This is a genomic window from Cupriavidus lacunae (assembly GCF_003353055.1).
Lineage (GTDB): Bacteria > Pseudomonadota > Gammaproteobacteria > Burkholderiales > Burkholderiaceae > Cupriavidus > Cupriavidus lacunae.
In genome coordinates this window covers 16850-32829 of record NZ_QKWJ01000029.1, presented here as the reverse complement: position 1 = coordinate 32829, position 15980 = coordinate 16850, and the positions used below count along the sequence as shown (strand labels likewise).

Genomic DNA, 15980 nt, shown 5'->3' with positions numbered 1-15980 from the left:
CGGCCGCATACAATACGGCCGGCGGCTTAGCCGAAGACGGGCTTCGCAATGTCTACCCTATGGCGTTTCGGTGGCACCGATCGCAGCGATGCCACGTCTTCCCGCCTCCTCGTCCATTTCCGACGGCCCCCCACTGACGCCAACCGCGCCAGCGAGTTTCCCGCCGATATAGATTCCGAGCGAGCCTTGCGACGGAAACAGGGGACCGCCGTAGACGAGGGAACTCATCTGCCCGAAGACAATGGGATTGGCGCGATAGCGCTGGGCCAGCTCAGCGCCAGATGCGCCGCCTGTGGCCGCCGTCGCCAACGCCTTGCCGCGAGCGACATCGAATGTCGCGAACGGGGCTCCGTCCATACGCGCGCCAGTCACAAAGTGGCCCGCGGCATCCACCACGACAATGCTGACCGGTGTTTTCTTTTGCTCGGCGAACTGCGCCGCGGCACTGACGAGTTGACTGGCTGTTTCCAGGCCCAATCCCCTTCCTTGTACGGCTTGCTGCGCGGAAGCCGGAAGGGAGCAGCACAGCTGCAATGCAGCCGCCGCCAGCACTAGGTATCGCATCGTTCTTCTTCCCCAACGGGCAAGGCTGCAGAATGGAGCAGCCGATCAGCATAAGAACTCGCAAAGGCCGAATGGGCGGCTGTAGGAGGTATCGCCCAGTCGGCCACGCCAGGGCAGACTATCGCCCCGGCTGCGAGAAACGTTTTATCGGATCGTCCAATCTTTGCATCAGAACAGTTGGCGCATGCCAAACATCACGCCCTGCGGGTTGGATGCGCCAGAGGGTGAAACCTCATTGGGGAAGTTTGAGAACGTGTAGTTGGCCTGACCCTTGTTCCAGATCTTGCTGGCGTTTGCATAGAGCGTCGTGCGCTTGGACAGATTATGTTGGTAGCCCAGCGATGCCTGGTCGCCGCGGTTCGACGTACCAACTGTGCGCTGCATGCCATACGCCACCAGCACCTGCCCGCTTGAGCCCACAGGCACGGAAACGCCGACATGGTAGCCGCGGTCCTTGATCGTGGCCTGTCCTGGATTCCAGCGTGTTGCCTGACGTCCGTTGACGAATACCTTCAGCCACGGGAACTCATACGTTCCGCCGATTGCACGCTCGTCCCGATCGGCGTCCGCGACACCGCCAATGCTGTAGGTTCTCTCATAGGCCAGGCCGAGCCAGAGCGGCCCTCTGCCATAGGTGAGGCCGACGGCCTTCAGCCAGTCGGCGTCTCGAGGTGGCGCCGTGCGCTCGGCCCCGAGCGAGAAGAGCAGGCTGCCCTGAAAGCCCGCCAGCTCCGGGCTCTCATACCGAACGGAATTGTCCGCCCGGGCTGTAAGGCTGCTGCCGGCGGGGCCGCTGTTCTGCAATCGCCCAAGTGGGCCATACGGCGAGAAGCCAAAGGCCGATGCCTGCCCTTCGATGTAGTAGATGGGAGTATTCTGCCGGCCAAATGTCATGGCGCCCCACTGAGCGCTACTCAAACCTACCCAGGCCTGCCGGCCAAACAGCCGGCCACCCTGCTGGACCGTACCGGTGTCCAGCGCGAGGCCAGTTTCAAGGGTAAATACGGCAGACAGGCCGGAACCCAGATCCTCCTTGCCGCGCAGGCCCCAGCGGGATTGGTAGAGGCCACCGTCCTCCACGCGCGTGGCGTGCTTGTTACCGGACTTGACATACTCCATGTACTGATCAGCCACGCCATAGAGCGTGACCCCGCTCTGTGCACTTGCCAACCCCGGCGCGGCGGCTGCTCCCGCCAACAAAAATGCTCCCAGCTTCTTCATGCTTTCTCCTTGTCCCTTCCACCGTGCGCAGCGGTGTAGTAGTTCGCGCGGTGAATTGCCGCGCTGCAAGGGTACGAGCCAGAGCAAAGGAGGTATTAACCCAATCGTCCCGTCAATTGCAGTCAAGTCCGGAAAGGCGCCGGGGCTGGCAAGAAGCCCGGCGAAGAGGCTGGTCGCGTGTTTCGCAAGCAGTTGACAGCGGCAGGTGAACCGCCAGTTTCGACTTCGGCTCTGCGGCGGCGCCTGGCATTTTTGGCAAACAAGCGCCTCCCGCAGGCGGCCAGTCCCGCTAACAGCAAGAGGGTGCGGCCCTCAGGGCCGCACGCTAGAGATTCTTGCTCAGCTCATAGTTATACGGATCGCTCGTGAATCGTTGCGATCGTTCGGCGCTTACAACATGACTTGCACAGCCCAGCAGGCCAAGAGTCAGTGCGCTGAGAATCGCTGCCGCGAGAATTCTTTTCATGATTTTCCTCGGCCGGAGAGTGCCCTTGCGGGCGGGAGTTCCGTACTTAATTCTAGTTGTTGCCCTTCCTTGATGCGCCGCCTTCTGTCCTGAGGCCACGCTTTCTGATTAATCAAATTTTTTGAACGATATTTACAATAGCTGCCGACTGCCCCTGATTACTCAACGGTCGTCATCAGCGCAGGTAGAAAGCGCGCCAGCAGGCGCAGGGCGCGCTGCCTCCTGATTGGCTCGCCTACAATTATTCAGGCTGCATGATTTGACCCCGACCCACGCATTGCTGCGCAGCAGCTATCGTGCACGGGCAGCCCGTTCAGTCGCGCTTGCGGCTGACCCGCGGTGCACCAAGGCCGGGTCAAGGCGGGTCACGGACGACAGTGTGGCAAGGGAGCATGATCGATGCGCTCGCCAGGGAGGGACGCCATGCGCCTGAGACGCCTTGCGACCTGGGTCGCGGCCGTCATCGTCGCGCTGATCGCCGCTGGGCGCGTCACCGGCCTCATTGTTGACTGGCTGTGGTTTGCCTCGGTTGGCTACGCCGGGGTTTTTCGCACGATATTCTCCACCCAGGCGCTTCTGTTCCTTGCCGTATTCGCTGTTTCGGCAGGCGCGCTCTGGGTATCGGGCTGGCTGGCGCACCGCTGCGCGAGGCAGGCGCAGGGCCGGACGCCGGAGGTCCTGGGCGATGTGGTCGGCGAGATGGCGACGCGCCTGCCCTGGGGCGCCGCCATTGCCGGCGCTGCCGTCCTCGTGGGGCTGCTCATGGCCGTCGGGGAACTGTCGAGCTGGGACATTGCGCTGCGCTATATCAATCAGGTGCCTTTCGGCAAGACCGACCCGATCTTCGGCAAGGACATCGGCTTCTACTTTTTCTCGCTGCCAGCGTATCTTGCACTCAGGAACTGGCTGCTCCTGCTGCTGTGCTGCAGCGCAGTGATTGCAGGAGTGGTCTACGGGCTGCGCGGCGACATCGCGCTGATCCAGCCCCCGCGCGGGCTTTCACCGGCGGCCGCCACCCATGGTTCGGCCTTGCTCGGCCTGTTCTTCGCGCTGCAGGCGTGGTCCTACTGGCTCGATCGCTTCCTTCTGCTCTACGGCAACAACGGCGTCGTGGTCGGCGCGAGCTATACCGACGTGCATGTCGGGCTGCCGGTCCTGTGGCTGCAGTTCGGCCTGGCGCTCGCGGCTGCCGCCGTCTCATGGGCCACTATGCGCCGGCGGGACTATCGGATGCCTGCGGCCGCGGCACTCCTGGTGGTCGGCAGCGCATTGCTGCTCGGCACGATCTGGCCGGCACTGTTCCAGCGTTTCTATGTCAAGCCGAACGAGCTGCAACTGGAGACGCCGTATCTGGAACACAATATTGCGCTGACGCGGGAGGCCTATGGCGTGACGCAGATCGAGGCCAGGCCGTTTCCGGTCGAACAGAGCCTGAATCTGGCCGCGCTCCAGGCCAATCGCCCGACCATCGACAACATCCGCCTGTGGGACCTGCAGCCGCTGCGCGATACCTATGCGCAGTTGCAGGAGATCAGGACCTATTACAAGTTCCTCGCGACGGACATCGACCGCTACCGGCTCGACGCAGGCTACCAGCAGGTCATGCTGTCGGCGCGGGAGCTGGAGCCAGCGCTGATTCCGGCCAATGCCCAGACCTGGGTGAACCTGCATCTCTTGTTCACCCATGGCAATGGCGTGGTGATGTCGCCGGTCACCGAGAAATCCGCCGAAGGCCTGCCGACGCTCTATCTGCATGACATTCCCCCGCTCTCCAGCGGCGGCCCGGTCATCCAGGAGCCGCGCCTTTACTTCGGTGAAGGCGGCAAAGGCTATGTCATCGTCAAAGGCAGCATGCCCGAGTTCGACTACCCCAAGGGCAAGGACAACGTCTATACGGCCTACCGCGGCCGCGACGGCATCGAAATCGGCGACATGGCGCGCCGCGCCCTGTTCGCCTGGCAGCTCGACGATCCCAATATCCTGCTGAGCGGCTACATCACCCAGGAAAGCCGCATCCTGCTCCATCGCAACATCCAGGACCGCGTGCGCACGATTGCCCCGTTCCTCATCCTCGACCATGACCCCTATGTTGTCGCGAGCGACGGGCGCATCTACTGGATCCAGGACGCCTACACCACCAGCCCCTGGTTCCCTTATTCGCAGCCCGGCACCGGTGACGGCGACAACTACATCCGCAACGCAGTCAAAGTGGTGGTCGATGCGTACAACGGTACGGTCGACTTCTACGTCAGCGACCCGGCCGATCCGATCCTGCAGGTGTACCAGCGCATCTTCCCGGGCATGTTCAGACCGCTGGGAGCCATGCCGCAGGACCTGCAACGGCATATCCGCTACCCGGAAGACCTTTTCCTGATCCAGGCGCAGATCTACCGCGCCTACCACATGGAAGCGGCAGAAGTCTTCTATAACCGCGAGGATCTCTGGGAGTTCCCACGCCAGGTGTCGGGCGTGAACGCAGCGAACATGCCCGGCGGGCGGATGATGCCCTACTACATGATCCTGCGGCTGCCAGGGGAGGCGCGCGCCGAGTTCGTCCTCATGCTGCCGATGGTGCCCAGCCAGCGCGAGAACATGATTGCCTGGCTGGCGGCGCGCTCGGATCCCCCCAACTACGGCAAGCTCGTCGCCTACACCTTCCCCAAGGAAAAGCTGGTCTACGGGCCGTTCCAGATCGAGGCGCGCATTCAGCAGAATACCGAGATCTCGCAGCAGATTTCCCTGTGGAACCAGATGGGTTCGCGCGTCATCCGCGGCCATCTCCAGGTCGTGCCCATCGAGAACTCTATCCTCTATGTTTCCCCGCTCTACCTGCGCGCGGAGTCCGGCCAGTTGCCCGAACTCAAGCGCGTGATCGCCGCCTATGGCGATCGCGTGGTCATGGAGGACACCCTGGGCGCGGCGCTTGCAGCCCTCTTCAAGGAATCCGCGCCGGCGGCGATACCGGCGCAGGGCGCAGCGAACGCCCGCGCCCGCGAGGCACTCACGCACTATGACCGTGCCATCGAGCGCTTGAAGGCCGGGGACTGGAGCGGCTTCGGCGCGGAGCTCGATGCCTTGCGGCCGCTGCTTGAGGCGCTCGGTGCCGGGGGTGCCGATGAGCGCAAGTGAGTGGTTGGCTTAGAGTGCCGCATGATCCGCTTGCCCCCCTTCCCCCATGGAGCCGCCGGCTGGAGCGCTCAACGCCGAGTGCAGATCGAGACTCCTGATCTTGCAGATCAACCTGTAGCGAGCCCATCGGCATGAGACGCCTTCCCGCCGGGGTTCGGCCATCTCCTATCATGGAATCACGCCTTGCCTCTTAACGAGCAGGCAGATGGGGCCCGGCGCGACCCGGCTGGCTCAGTTTGATGGCGTCTCCGACGACCTTCTCACGGCCGGTTGCGCCGTGGCGCTTCCTCCTTTGACGATCCTGGCGATTTGCGCCGAAACCGCGCGTCGCCGGCATGCATGTTGGGAGACTTCCATGGGCGACAACCAGCAACAAACTGTCCTCGCGCTCAACCAGTTGATCGAGGCTGGCAAGGACAGCGAACTGGCCTGCATGAGCGGTGCCAGCGAAGTGCACGATGCGCAGATTCGCGACATTCTGACCAGCACCGCGGAATCCTGTCGGGCGTCGGTGAAGGAATTGCAGTCGCTGGTCAGTGCCATGGGTGGCGCGCCAACTGATCGGGGCAGCATGAATGGCACACTGTTCCGCGGCTGGATGGCGTTCCGCCACATGCTGTCGCCGAACAACGACGATGCAGTGCTGGGAATGTGCGAGCACGAGGAAGATGCCGCCCGGCGCGAGTATCAGTCCGTGATGACGAAGCCAATGCCACCCGAGGCCAGCGCAGCGCTGCAGCGCCAGTATGAGGCGTTGACGCAGCATCATGGCCGGATTCATGCCATGCGCGGTATGCAGATTCACTGAGGACTCGGCCGCTCGCAATGGTGACTTGCACGCCACGATCGACCGGGCGATAGGGGAAAGACATGGCAACCTACGAGTTCAAGGACAAGGATCTCCAGTTCCTGGCCCAGGGCGCTGACTCCTGTTTTCCGTCCCCTGACACTGCCTTCGTTGAATGCGCGGACAGCCATCCGGCGTTCGTGGTGACATGGCCAGAGAGCGGACCGACGACAATGCATCTCAAGGTGCAGATTCGGGCAAGCCAGTACGCCAGTTACCTGACGGATCCGTTCAGGGGGCGCGAAGTCCTGCGCAAGGCAGTCGAAGATCGTCTTGCACTGATCCACACCGCGAAAAGCGGGCTCCTGGTCGCCCCCGACATCTAGGGGTTTTGTCATCGGCTTGCGCGCCAAAGGGGGCAGTCTTGAATGCTCCCCAGCCATGAGCGCATGCCAGGCCGCCATTGTGAAAGAACGCGACCGTTCGGCACGCCGCACAGCAACCCAAGCCAGCGGTTACCGTGCGGCGGCGCTGCATGTCAGGCGTGAGCGCCGTCGGTGAACGGATCGCGCGGGTCCGTGACTTTTTCTCCGTCAGTGAAGACGTCGAATTTCCCTGTCTTCGCGCCATCGGTGAACGGATCACGAGGCCCGGCAACGTGGGTATTGCAGTCGGTGCAGGTAGTGTCGGTGCGACCGGCGAAGGCATAGGATTGGGCTGCAAAGGACGCCAGCGCAGCAGCAGCCAGCGGAATCAGGATTTTCATGACAATCTCCAGATGCGGTAAGTCCGGGGTCCGAGGCACAGTGCGTGTCGCCACGTGGGCTGTGCCTTGGTGCTGCACGACGCTTTGTTTCCGTGGCGATCCAGGATCCTGCGGAAACTAGCGCGCCGTGCACCAGTAAGACGCTGGCTGCGCGCGGTTTATTCCTGCTTGGCTTGCGCCGCCCGGAGCGTTTGTACAAAGGCATGCAGGTGCGCGGGCTCCGCATCGGTGATGGCCCAGAAGTTCATGCCGTCCTGGTACCAGCGGGCAATCGCGTATCCGTCAGTGGAATAGCTTGCCGGCGCCGATGCACCGTTCGTTGCCGGCAGGATGTAGAGATCGATCGGATGCTTCTGGTAGCGGTAAACCAGTACGCCTACGGTGCGGCGGTCGATATAGTCCACCCGACCGCCTGCCAGCGGAAAGCCCTGCGCCGCGAGATCGGTGACCGGCGGCGCATAGTCGAGCCGGCCGTTGAACCACGGTTTGACTGTGTGCTGGTCGGTCGATACCACATCGATCGGGTGCTGCGACAACAGCGCGCGAACGTGGCTCGATACAATGGTCTGCCCCAGTGCATCGACCTGCGGCGGCCGCACCAGGATAAGCGCGCCGAACACCAGCGCCGAGGCCACCACCCCGGCAAGACCGCCGCCGGCCCACGCCAGCGCGCCGCCAGAGGCAAGCGTGGGCCAGGTGAAGCGGGCCATGCGGGGCCGCGGCTGGCGCGGCAGTGCGGCCAGCACACGCGCAGGCAGATGCGCCGGCGCGCGGTGATAGAGCGATCCGTCGTGCAGCATGCCGTGCAGCGAGTTTTCCATCGCATCATCATTCATGATTCGCTCCCGTCGAATGATCGCGCACCGGGCGGAGCGCGATGCCGCCATTGCCGCCATTGCCGCCGCGCACCCTCGCCTGCTCTGCGCGCACCGCCGCGCAGAGCAGCTGACGTGCGCGCGCCAGGCGCGACATCACGGTGCCGATCGGAATGTCGGCAACCAAAGCAATATCGCGATAGCTCATGTCTTCGAGCTCGCGCAGGACCAGCGCTTCGCGAAAGACGACCGGCAACCGTTCGAGTGCGCGGTGGACCAGTTCTACCTCGTCGTGGCGCACCGCCAGCGTTTCGGGATTGCTGCCGATATCGTCGATCCAGCCCGGCAATCGCTCATCGCCATGCAGTGTTTCGTCGTACGGCGTGCCATCCGCGGCATCGGACCGCCTGCGCCATTCGCTGAACCAGGTGTTCCTGACGATGGCCAGCAGCCACGCGCGCGCGTTGTCGCCGTGAAAGCCTTCAAAGAACCGGAATGCACGCAAGTAGGCTTCCTGCACGATATCGTCCGCATCGTTTGCACTGCCGCTCAGCCAGCGCGCCAGGTTATAGGCCGCGTCCAGATGCGGCAACGCCACTTCGGCGAAGCGGCTCGACTTGTCGGTTGCGATCACGGTGCTCTCCTGTCCCTGGCCCATGTAAAACCGGCTGACACCGCGATTTATTCCCGGCGAGCGACTTTTTTCGGAGGCACCGGGCGAAATACGGGACAACAGGGTACATCGCCAGGGCGAGCCCATGGCGCACGTCGGCCTGGTCTACGAGTCGGTCAGGAAATCCGGCACCACCTGGGTGAGGCGCAGGACGCCGGCAGGATCAAAGTAGAAGTTCATCGTCGCGTACTCCAGGCCATCTTGTGCGAACCGGTAGCCCCAGACCTCGCGGTGCATGCGCGGAAAGCGACTTATCTCAGCAGGCTTCCCAAAGCGAGTCAGGACATCGCGCGTGGTCCATTCGCCGATCCTGGCCCGGCCAAACTCGTCCGCGCTCAGCACCTGCCGGACGCTGATGAGGCGCCCGTCTGGACCGATGTCGGCGGCCCATTTAGTCTCGCCCGGCGCGGGATAGAGCCAGCGCCGGGAGCCATCGGGAAATGGATAGATCTCGCGCGGCGCACCCAGCCGGGCCTGAAGCTCGGCCTCGCTGGCACCGGGCGGCACAGATTGCCATGCCGGGCTCGCGCAACCAGCAGCCAGGGCAACGGCCGCCAGCATCAGGAGGCGCCCTGCAAGGCGCGGGTGTGGCCGCCGGGCGGACCTTATCGGAAGAAGGGGAATCATGATGGGTCTCCGTCGGAGATTAAGGGGAGAGCTGCCAGCCTGGATCGGCAAGCGCATCACGGGGATCCCGCTCCGACCGTCCGCCACTGCGTGCCGGCACCTGTATAACTGCAACGCGAGGGAATTTATTCAAGCGGACTCGGCCCGCATCGCAACCTGGAGGTTCCCTGCGAGCCGGAGGTGGGAAGCGTAGCGGTGTTACTCGTTCATGCTTGTCGCATCATCTGCTCCATCCCTGCTGAGCGGAGCTTCCAGCGACGCTTTGGTCTTCCAGATCTTCTTGCGATTAATGAGAAGCGGCACTACACCGATGGCAATACCGCCGATGCCGACAACGTTAGTGATCACGTCAAACGTTGGGATACTGTAAATCGCGATAAAGAACAGAAAGATACCGCTCAATGCCGGCCATGCCACATGGGTGATCGCGCCCAATACCGTGCTTCGGAGCATTGCACGGTAGTACCATGCGCAGGCCAGCGCAGTGAGCCCCAGGTAGAAACAGATCTGGAAGCCGATCGCCGCGATCGAATCTTGCAAGATAACGTTGATGGTAGGGAGATAAGATGAAGCAAAGAGCAAGGCGAGGCCGGTAATCCATATGAACAGGATTGCAACGTGGGGCGTCCGCCATCTTTGGTGAAGCTTCGAGTAACGTGGATGAATCGCTCCGTCGCGCGCCTTGGCAAAAAGCGTGCGCGTAAACTGGAGCATCTGGGTTTCAACGGTGCCAACCGTACTGAGCAGCACCGCAATGATGGCGACATACCCCCACGTTGCACCGAACAGCTTCTCTGCGATCGCGAAAATGATATTGGTGTTGTAGTGTCTGATCTCTTCGCCGGAAAGTCCGAAGAGCGTGATCACGATAAACATCGTGAAGAAAGTAATCAGGAAGATCATCGTCCAGAATGCGCCCCTGCCCGGGATACGATGTGGGTCCTTTGTCTCCTCGCTCAGATTCATGGTCACATCCCATCCGTAGTAAAAAAATATCGCCACCAGTGCTCCGTTGGCAAAGGATTTCGGTGAAAAATTGAAGGGGGAGAACCAATTCCACGAGAACACACGCTCAGGCGCATGCGGGAAAACAATGAAACCGCCTATGAGGATCGTCACGAGGATAAGCCCCTCGATGGTCGTCATGACCACCTGCGCATAGCTGGTTAGCTTGATGCCCTTCAGCACGATTGCACTGACCGCCGTAAGCCAGAGTGCCGCAATGATGGTTACGTATTGCACGTTGTTCATCAGCTCCGGCCTGAAGATGAGCAGGGTAGCGTTTGCAGCGGGGATCATCGCCGACACCATGAAAACGCAGCAAAGGACGAGAAGCGCCCATCCGGCGAAGAAGCCCAACGTTCTGCCGAAGATGGTGCTCACCCATGCATAGGAAGTTCCCGCGCTTGCGATGGCTTTATTGAGGTTGATGAACGCAAACGCAATGCCGAACATGATCAGCCCGCACACGACGATGCTTGCTGGCGAGAAGGTTCCGGATGTCGCAATGACCGTGGACGCAGCGATCTCAATGCTGTAGGCGGGCGCAGTGCCCGCGATGCCCATGATGAGGGACTCACCGAAGCCGAGAGAATCGGCTTGCAGACCGCCTTGCGCTTTCATGACAGGCTCGCTCCAATCGGCGACAGCAATCGCTATACGATCGCTCTCGAGTTGGTTACGGCGCGTAGGGCCTGTTGGATGCGGTGGGCCGTCGGGTTGCAGGCTTGCCGGCCAGTACCTACATGTTAGGTCAGACTGCACGGCTGCAGAGGTCCCCTATGCAGCACTTGACCTGCAGCTGGCCTCATTTCGCCTTCCGAATGCCTTCAGGACGTCAGCCCTTTCGCCCGAAGCCAGCTCAGCCATGCCTGGTCTTCAATCTCGTATGAGCCACGCGATTCTTTCCACACGATCTCGCGCTCACGAAGGGCGTCAATTGCATTTTGAACGGTCCCGGCACTGACGCTCACATGGTCGGGCACAAGGGCCTTGTATGCGGACATGGTGCTCTCGCCGAACGGAGAGAACTGACCATCCTTGCCAGCCATCACACGTATCACCGCCTGCTGAAGTGGTGACAGCGATGAGAAGTCGCTCTCGACGTCGTGCCACAAGCGCTCCTGGATGAGCGTCGCGTCATCCTTGAGCCGGCTACTGAGGTTAGGCGATTCGTTCGCCAGTGCGATCGTGCCGATCAGGTGCCGCAACATCTCCGGGCGATGCCCGACGCTCACGAAGGCTTCGTAGACGGCATCCGGTTCAAACTGGTTGCCAGCAGCGAGCGCCCGGTTCACGCTCCTGGTGAATTCGTCGGTGAAGTTTCGGTCCAGCAGCGGAAATGGCGTCACCTGGGAGCCGTAGAAAGGCATGCGGGAATTCATGACCAGGTGCGCGAGTTTGTCACGGCTTGAGCCGGTGAAGACCAGCATGACGTCCGGGGCCTTGCCCGAAACGTTCATTGCGTCGCGCGCGGCCTTCAGGCCGAACATCGCCTCCACGCCCTTCTCGGTGCTCAGTGCATGTTGCGCTTCATCAACGATCAGGAGAACCGGCTTCCTGGCGGCCTTGTGCAACGCCTCAAGGGTCTGTGTGAGCGTGACACCCGCTGGCAAGCCGGTGGGGGTGAGGTCCAGCCCAAGGGTGCCCATGACAGAGACCCTGGTGAGGCCGACAGCCTTTGCGGCTTTGCTCACGACACCGGCGTGATCCGCAATCTTGTGCTTGATGGCGTCGGCGATGAGCTCGCCCGGATCGTGCGCCTTGTTCGACCATAGGTCGACATACACCGTGACCCATCCGCGCTGCTCGGCGGCCGGCAGAAGGTCTTCGCGCAGGAACGTGGACTTCCCTACCCGACGCGGCGCCGCGAGGAACAGGCCCGAGCGGGCATCCTGGATTCCCTCGCCAGCCAAGGCTGCGCAGAAGCTTGCAGCCAACGCGGGGCGGCGAAAGGTATAGCGTTCGGAGGCGGCGGACGGCTCGGACATGGTGGCTTCCTGATGCGATTATCCGCATTTATCCTATCTGGATAATTTATCCTTGGCAAATAAATGATGATAAATGCCTACTTGAGCACATGACCCAAGAACGGGGAAGCCTGCCCCCGGAGACAGCCACTTTCAGGCAGCGACCACGGAACGCGTTACACCGGACAAGTCCGGCAATCTGGCAGATCGTGCCGATCGTCGATACCGGCTGACGCTCGCAGCCTTATTGATTTGGTGAATATGCGATATCCACCAAATTCTATTGGCCAATTCTTTCGCATCCACCATCATTCAGCCCATACCAAAGCCCCCACGGAGACAACATGACAGTACTCGCCCGCCTCCACGCGGAGCGTTCCCACGCTCCCAATAGCGAGACTCTCGATTGCCGACCGATGCATCCGGGCAATACGGACGTTCTCGCGTCCCGGTCGCGCCGACACTCCTCGCAGATTTCGACGTCACTCAGCTGATTGATATCGCGGCGGTATTGCCCGTCCGCGAGCGATCTTCATCAGCAAAGCGAACGCTGCCTGGCGGGTACCCACACGCAGCGCGGTGATGACGCGCGTCTGCACGCTGCGCAACAGATTCCCCTGGAGACAAGCATGGAAAACCCCTCCGCCCAAGGCGGCCCGGTCTGGGCCGACGACAGCATCAGCCGCATCCCGTTCCGCGTTTATACGGACGAGCAGCTGTACAAGCGTGAACTCGATCGCTGCTTCTATCACAGTCATTGGAACTACGTCGGCCTGGAAGCTGAGATCCCGGATCCCGGCGATTTCAAGCGCACCACGCTGGGCGAACGCTCCGTCATCATGGTGCGCGACCAGGAGGGCCAGATCAACGTCGTGGAGAACGTGTGCGCGCACCGCGGCATGCAGTTCTGCCGGGAGCGTAGCGGCAATCGCAAGGATTTCCACTGCCCGTACCACCAGTGGAACTATGACCTCAAAGGCAACCTGCAAGGGGTGCCGTTCCGCCGCGGGGTCAAGCAGGACGGCAAGGTCAACGGTGGCATGCCTGCCGACTTCAGGCCCCAGGACCATGGCCTGACCCAGCTGAAAGTGGCAACCCGCGGCGGTGTCGTGTTTGCCTCGTTCGACCACGCGGTGCAGCCGCTGGAAGATTACCTCGGGCCGGACATCCTCGCCTACTTTGACCGGCTGTTCAACGGCCGCAAACTGAAGGTGCTTGGCTATAACAAGCAGCGTATTCCGGGCAACTGGAAGCTGATGCAAGAGAACATCAAGGACCCTTACCACCCCGGCCTGCTGCATACGTGGTTTGTCACCTTCGGTCTCTGGCGCGCGGATAACAAGTCGCGGCTGGTGATGGATTCGCAGTTCCGGCACGCCGCCATGGTGTCAACGCGCGGCCAGGGCGGCAAAGCCGAGGTCACCTCCGGCGTCTCCAGCTTCAAGGACCAGATGGCGCTGCACGATGACCGGATTCTCGACATCGTCCATGAGCCCTGGTGGGGGGAGCCGACTGCCGTGATGATGACCGTGTTCCCGAGCGTGATCTTCCAGCAACAGGTCAACTCGGTTTCCACGCGGCATATCCAGCCCAACGGGCCCGACTCCTTCGATTTCGTCTGGACGCATTTTGGCTTCGAGGACGACAGCGAAGAGATGACTCGCCGCCGCCTGCGCCAGGCCAACCTCTTCGGCCCCGCCGGCTTCGTGTCGGCCGACGATGGCGAAGTCATCGAGTGCTCGCAGGAAGGATTCGCACAGAAGCCCTGGCACCGCGTGATCGCGGAGCTTGGCGGCAAGTCCGCCGAGAACACCGAGCACATGGTCACCGAGACGCTGATCCGGGGCATGTATGACTACTGGCGCAAGGTGATGGAGGTCTGACGCCATGAATTTCGCTGACTATCACGCCCTGCTCTCCCTGTACGCCGATTACACGTCCGTCGTGGACAACGGCGACTGGGACCGCTGGCCCGAATTCTTTACCGACGACTGCGTCTACCGGGTCCAGCCGCGCGAGAACCACGAGCGTGGATTGCCGCTGGCAACGCTGTCCCTCGAGAGCAAGGGGATGCTGAAGGACCGCATCTATGGCATCCGCGAGACGCTGTTCCACGATCCCTACTACCAGCGCCATATCGTCGGCACGCCGCTGATCCGCGCCGCGGATGACGACAGGATCGTGGCCGAGGCGAACTACGCGGTGTTGCGCACCAAGCCGGACCAGATGACCGAGGTGTTCAACGTTGGCCGCTACCTCGACACCGTGGTGCGGACGCCCGAGGGCTTGCGCTTTGCCTCGCGCGTCTGCGTCTTCGACAGCGAGATGATTCCGAACTCCCTTATCTATCCCATCTAGCAGGAGAAGCACCATGACCGAAACCTGGATCGAGGCCGCGCTGCTGGCCAGCGTCCCGCAGGATGACGTGGTCGCCATCGAGGTGCAAGGCAAGGATATTGCCCTGTACAGCGTCGAAGGCGAGGTCTATGCCACCGACAATCTCTGTACGCATGGTCACGCCCGACTCTGCGACGGATTTCTCGACGGTCACGAAATCGAGTGTCCGCTCCACCAGGGCAAGTTCGACGTCCGCAGCGGTGCCGCGGTTTGCGCTCCGGTAACCGAGGGCATTCGTACCTATCCGGTCCGAATCGAAGGGGACAAGGTTTTCCTTGATCTGAGTTAGCCAGACAGCGGAGAGACGCATGAATTCCGACCAACCGGCAGGCACGGCTGCCGCGACAAAGGCAGAAACGATCATCATCATCGGCGCCGGCCAGGCGGGTGGCTGGGCCGCCCAGACGCTGCGCAAGGAAGGTTTCACCGGCCGGCTCGTGCTGATCGGCGACGAGTCTCACCCGCCGCATGAGCGGCCGCCGCTGTCAAAGGCAGTCCTGGCCGGCGAAGCCGCTCCCGAAAGCCTGACGCTGCTCAAGCCTGACGCCTTCCACGCGCTGGCCCTTGAGTGGCGCCATGCGACATATGTCACCCGGATCGACCGGCCGTCGAAGTGCATCGAAACCGCCAACGGTGAGGCGATTCCCTACGACAAGCTGATTCTCTGCACCGGCGGCAAGGCCCGTCAGCTTGCAGTCCCCGGGTCCGACTCGGCGCCCGTCTACACCTTGCGCAGGATCGAGGACGCCCTGGCACTGGCTCCCGCGCTCGGACCGGGCCGTGCCATTGTCGTCATCGGCGGCGGATGGATCGGCCTGGAAGTCGCGGCGACGGCACGGAAGAAAGGCGCCGAAGTGACGGTGGTCGAAGCCCAGGGCCGCTTGTGCGAACGCACGGTCCCGGCCCAGGTCTCCGAACATTTGCTGGCGCTGCACCATTCGCATGGCACCCGCGTGCTGCTGGGCGCCGGCGTCGAGCAAGTCTTCCGCAGCGCCGACGGACGGTCCGTTGTCGGGCTCACTAATGGCGGCGAGCTGCCGTGCGACGCCATCGTCGTCGGTGTGGGCCTGGTCCCGAACGACCAGCTCGCGCGGGATTCCGGGCTGGCGTGCGACGGCGGCGTGATTGTCGACGCGCGCTGCCGGACGTCCGACCCCGACATCTTCGCGGCCGGAGATGTCGCGGTGACGCCGAATCCATGGGCCGGCCGCCGGCTGCGGCTCGAATCCTGGCAGAACGCCCAGGAGCAAGGCATTGCCGCCGCGCGCTCGGCGCTGGGCCTGGAGGTCAACTATCAGCCGCTGCCGTGGTTCTGGTCGGATCAGTACGACATGAATCTACAGATCTACGGTGTGCCTTCGCTCGCTCATCGCGTCGTAGCCAGAGGGAATCCGGGCGCGGACAGCTTCGTGCTGTTCTACCTCGACGGCAACGTCGTCAAGGCCGCCATCGGGCACAACGCCGCACGCGACCTGCGCTTTGCGCGCCGCCTGATTGAACAGAACAAGCCGGTCGATGCGGACCAGCTGGCCGATGCGGGAGTGCCGATGTCCAAGCTCTAGCCAG

General features: G+C 62.4%; 16 protein-coding genes. 7 read left to right on the top strand and 9 right to left on the bottom strand.

Features of this window, described 5'->3' with window-relative positions; all coding sequences use genetic code 11:
* Positions 1–57: 57 nt before the first annotated feature.
* The 3 genes from DN412_RS21955 to DN412_RS43470 all read right to left on the bottom strand — a co-directional run bounded on the left by DN412_RS21955 (position 58) and on the right by DN412_RS43470 (position 2251).
* Complete coding sequence (locus DN412_RS21955) at positions 58–564, bottom strand: GlcG/HbpS family heme-binding protein (protein WP_115213507.1); 507 nt, start codon at positions 562–564, stop codon at positions 58–60.
* 168 nt (positions 565–732) lie between these two features.
* Positions 733–1785, bottom strand: a complete 1053-nt coding sequence (locus tag DN412_RS21950) for a porin (RefSeq protein ID WP_115213506.1) — start codon at positions 1783–1785, stop codon at positions 733–735.
* Positions 1786–2110: 325 nt separating this feature from the next.
* Positions 2111–2251, bottom strand: a complete 141-nt coding sequence (locus tag DN412_RS43470; RefSeq protein WP_161564026.1) for a hypothetical protein — start codon at positions 2249–2251, stop codon at positions 2111–2113.
* A gap of 399 nt (positions 2252–2650) precedes the next feature.
* Between DN412_RS43470 and DN412_RS21945 the strand changes: the two genes are divergently transcribed.
* The 3 genes from DN412_RS21945 to DN412_RS21935 all read left to right on the top strand — a co-directional run bounded on the left by DN412_RS21945 (position 2651) and on the right by DN412_RS21935 (position 6553).
* Positions 2651–5380, top strand: coding sequence for a UPF0182 family membrane protein (locus tag DN412_RS21945; RefSeq protein ID WP_115213505.1), 2730 nt, complete (start codon positions 2651–2653; stop codon positions 5378–5380).
* Positions 5381–5735: 355 nt separating this feature from the next.
* Positions 5736–6188, top strand: coding sequence for a PA2169 family four-helix-bundle protein (locus DN412_RS21940; protein WP_115213504.1), 453 nt, complete (start codon positions 5736–5738; stop codon positions 6186–6188).
* Positions 6189–6250: 62 nt separating this feature from the next.
* On the top strand, positions 6251–6553 hold the full coding sequence (locus DN412_RS21935; protein WP_115213503.1) for a hypothetical protein: 303 nt from the start codon (positions 6251–6253) through the stop codon (positions 6551–6553).
* Positions 6554–6705: 152 nt separating this feature from the next.
* On the opposite strand, the gene DN412_RS21930 is transcribed toward DN412_RS21935, so the two are convergent.
* The 6 genes from DN412_RS21930 to DN412_RS21905 form a co-directional block, all read right to left on the bottom strand.
* The gene (locus DN412_RS21930) at positions 6706–6933 is read right to left on the bottom strand and encodes a hypothetical protein (protein WP_115213502.1); all 228 of its coding nucleotides are present in this window, start codon (positions 6931–6933) and stop codon (positions 6706–6708) included.
* Positions 6934–7091: 158 nt separating this feature from the next.
* Entirely contained in the window at positions 7092–7769 is a 678-nt protein-coding gene (locus DN412_RS21925) for an anti-sigma factor family protein (RefSeq protein WP_115213501.1), read from the bottom strand.
* Positions 7762–8382, bottom strand: a complete 621-nt coding sequence (locus DN412_RS21920) for an RNA polymerase sigma factor (protein WP_115213500.1) — start codon at positions 8380–8382, stop codon at positions 7762–7764. Before DN412_RS21920 ends, DN412_RS21925 begins: the two co-directional genes overlap by 8 nt.
* Positions 8383–8526: 144 nt before the next feature.
* Positions 8527–9048 (bottom strand): dethiobiotin synthetase, encoded by a 522-nt coding sequence (locus DN412_RS21915; protein ID WP_115213499.1) that lies wholly within the window; start codon positions 9046–9048, stop codon positions 8527–8529.
* A 198-nt stretch (positions 9049–9246) separates the two neighbouring features.
* Entirely contained in the window at positions 9247–10671 is a 1425-nt protein-coding gene (locus DN412_RS21910) for an APC family permease (RefSeq protein ID WP_115213498.1), read from the bottom strand.
* Positions 10672–10877: 206 nt separating this feature from the next.
* Positions 10878–12038 (bottom strand): hypothetical protein, encoded by a 1161-nt coding sequence (locus tag DN412_RS21905; RefSeq protein WP_167471113.1) that lies wholly within the window; start codon positions 12036–12038, stop codon positions 10878–10880.
* Between the two features lie 608 nt (positions 12039–12646).
* Here DN412_RS21905 and DN412_RS21900 point away from each other — a divergent pair.
* The 4 genes from DN412_RS21900 to DN412_RS21885 are packed head-to-tail and all read left to right on the top strand — an operon-like array spanning position 12647 to position 15976.
* Positions 12647–13900 (top strand): aromatic ring-hydroxylating dioxygenase subunit alpha, encoded by a 1254-nt coding sequence (locus tag DN412_RS21900; protein ID WP_115213497.1) that lies wholly within the window; start codon positions 12647–12649, stop codon positions 13898–13900.
* 4 nt (positions 13901–13904) lie between these two features.
* On the top strand, positions 13905–14375 hold the full coding sequence (locus DN412_RS21895; protein WP_078200272.1) for an aromatic-ring-hydroxylating dioxygenase subunit beta: 471 nt from the start codon (positions 13905–13907) through the stop codon (positions 14373–14375).
* A 13-nt stretch (positions 14376–14388) separates the two neighbouring features.
* Entirely contained in the window at positions 14389–14703 is a 315-nt protein-coding gene (locus tag DN412_RS21890) for a non-heme iron oxygenase ferredoxin subunit (protein WP_115213496.1), read from the top strand.
* Between the two features lie 19 nt (positions 14704–14722).
* Positions 14723–15976, top strand: coding sequence for an NAD(P)/FAD-dependent oxidoreductase (locus tag DN412_RS21885; protein WP_115213495.1), 1254 nt, complete (start codon positions 14723–14725; stop codon positions 15974–15976).
* Positions 15977–15980: the final 4 nt, after the last annotated feature.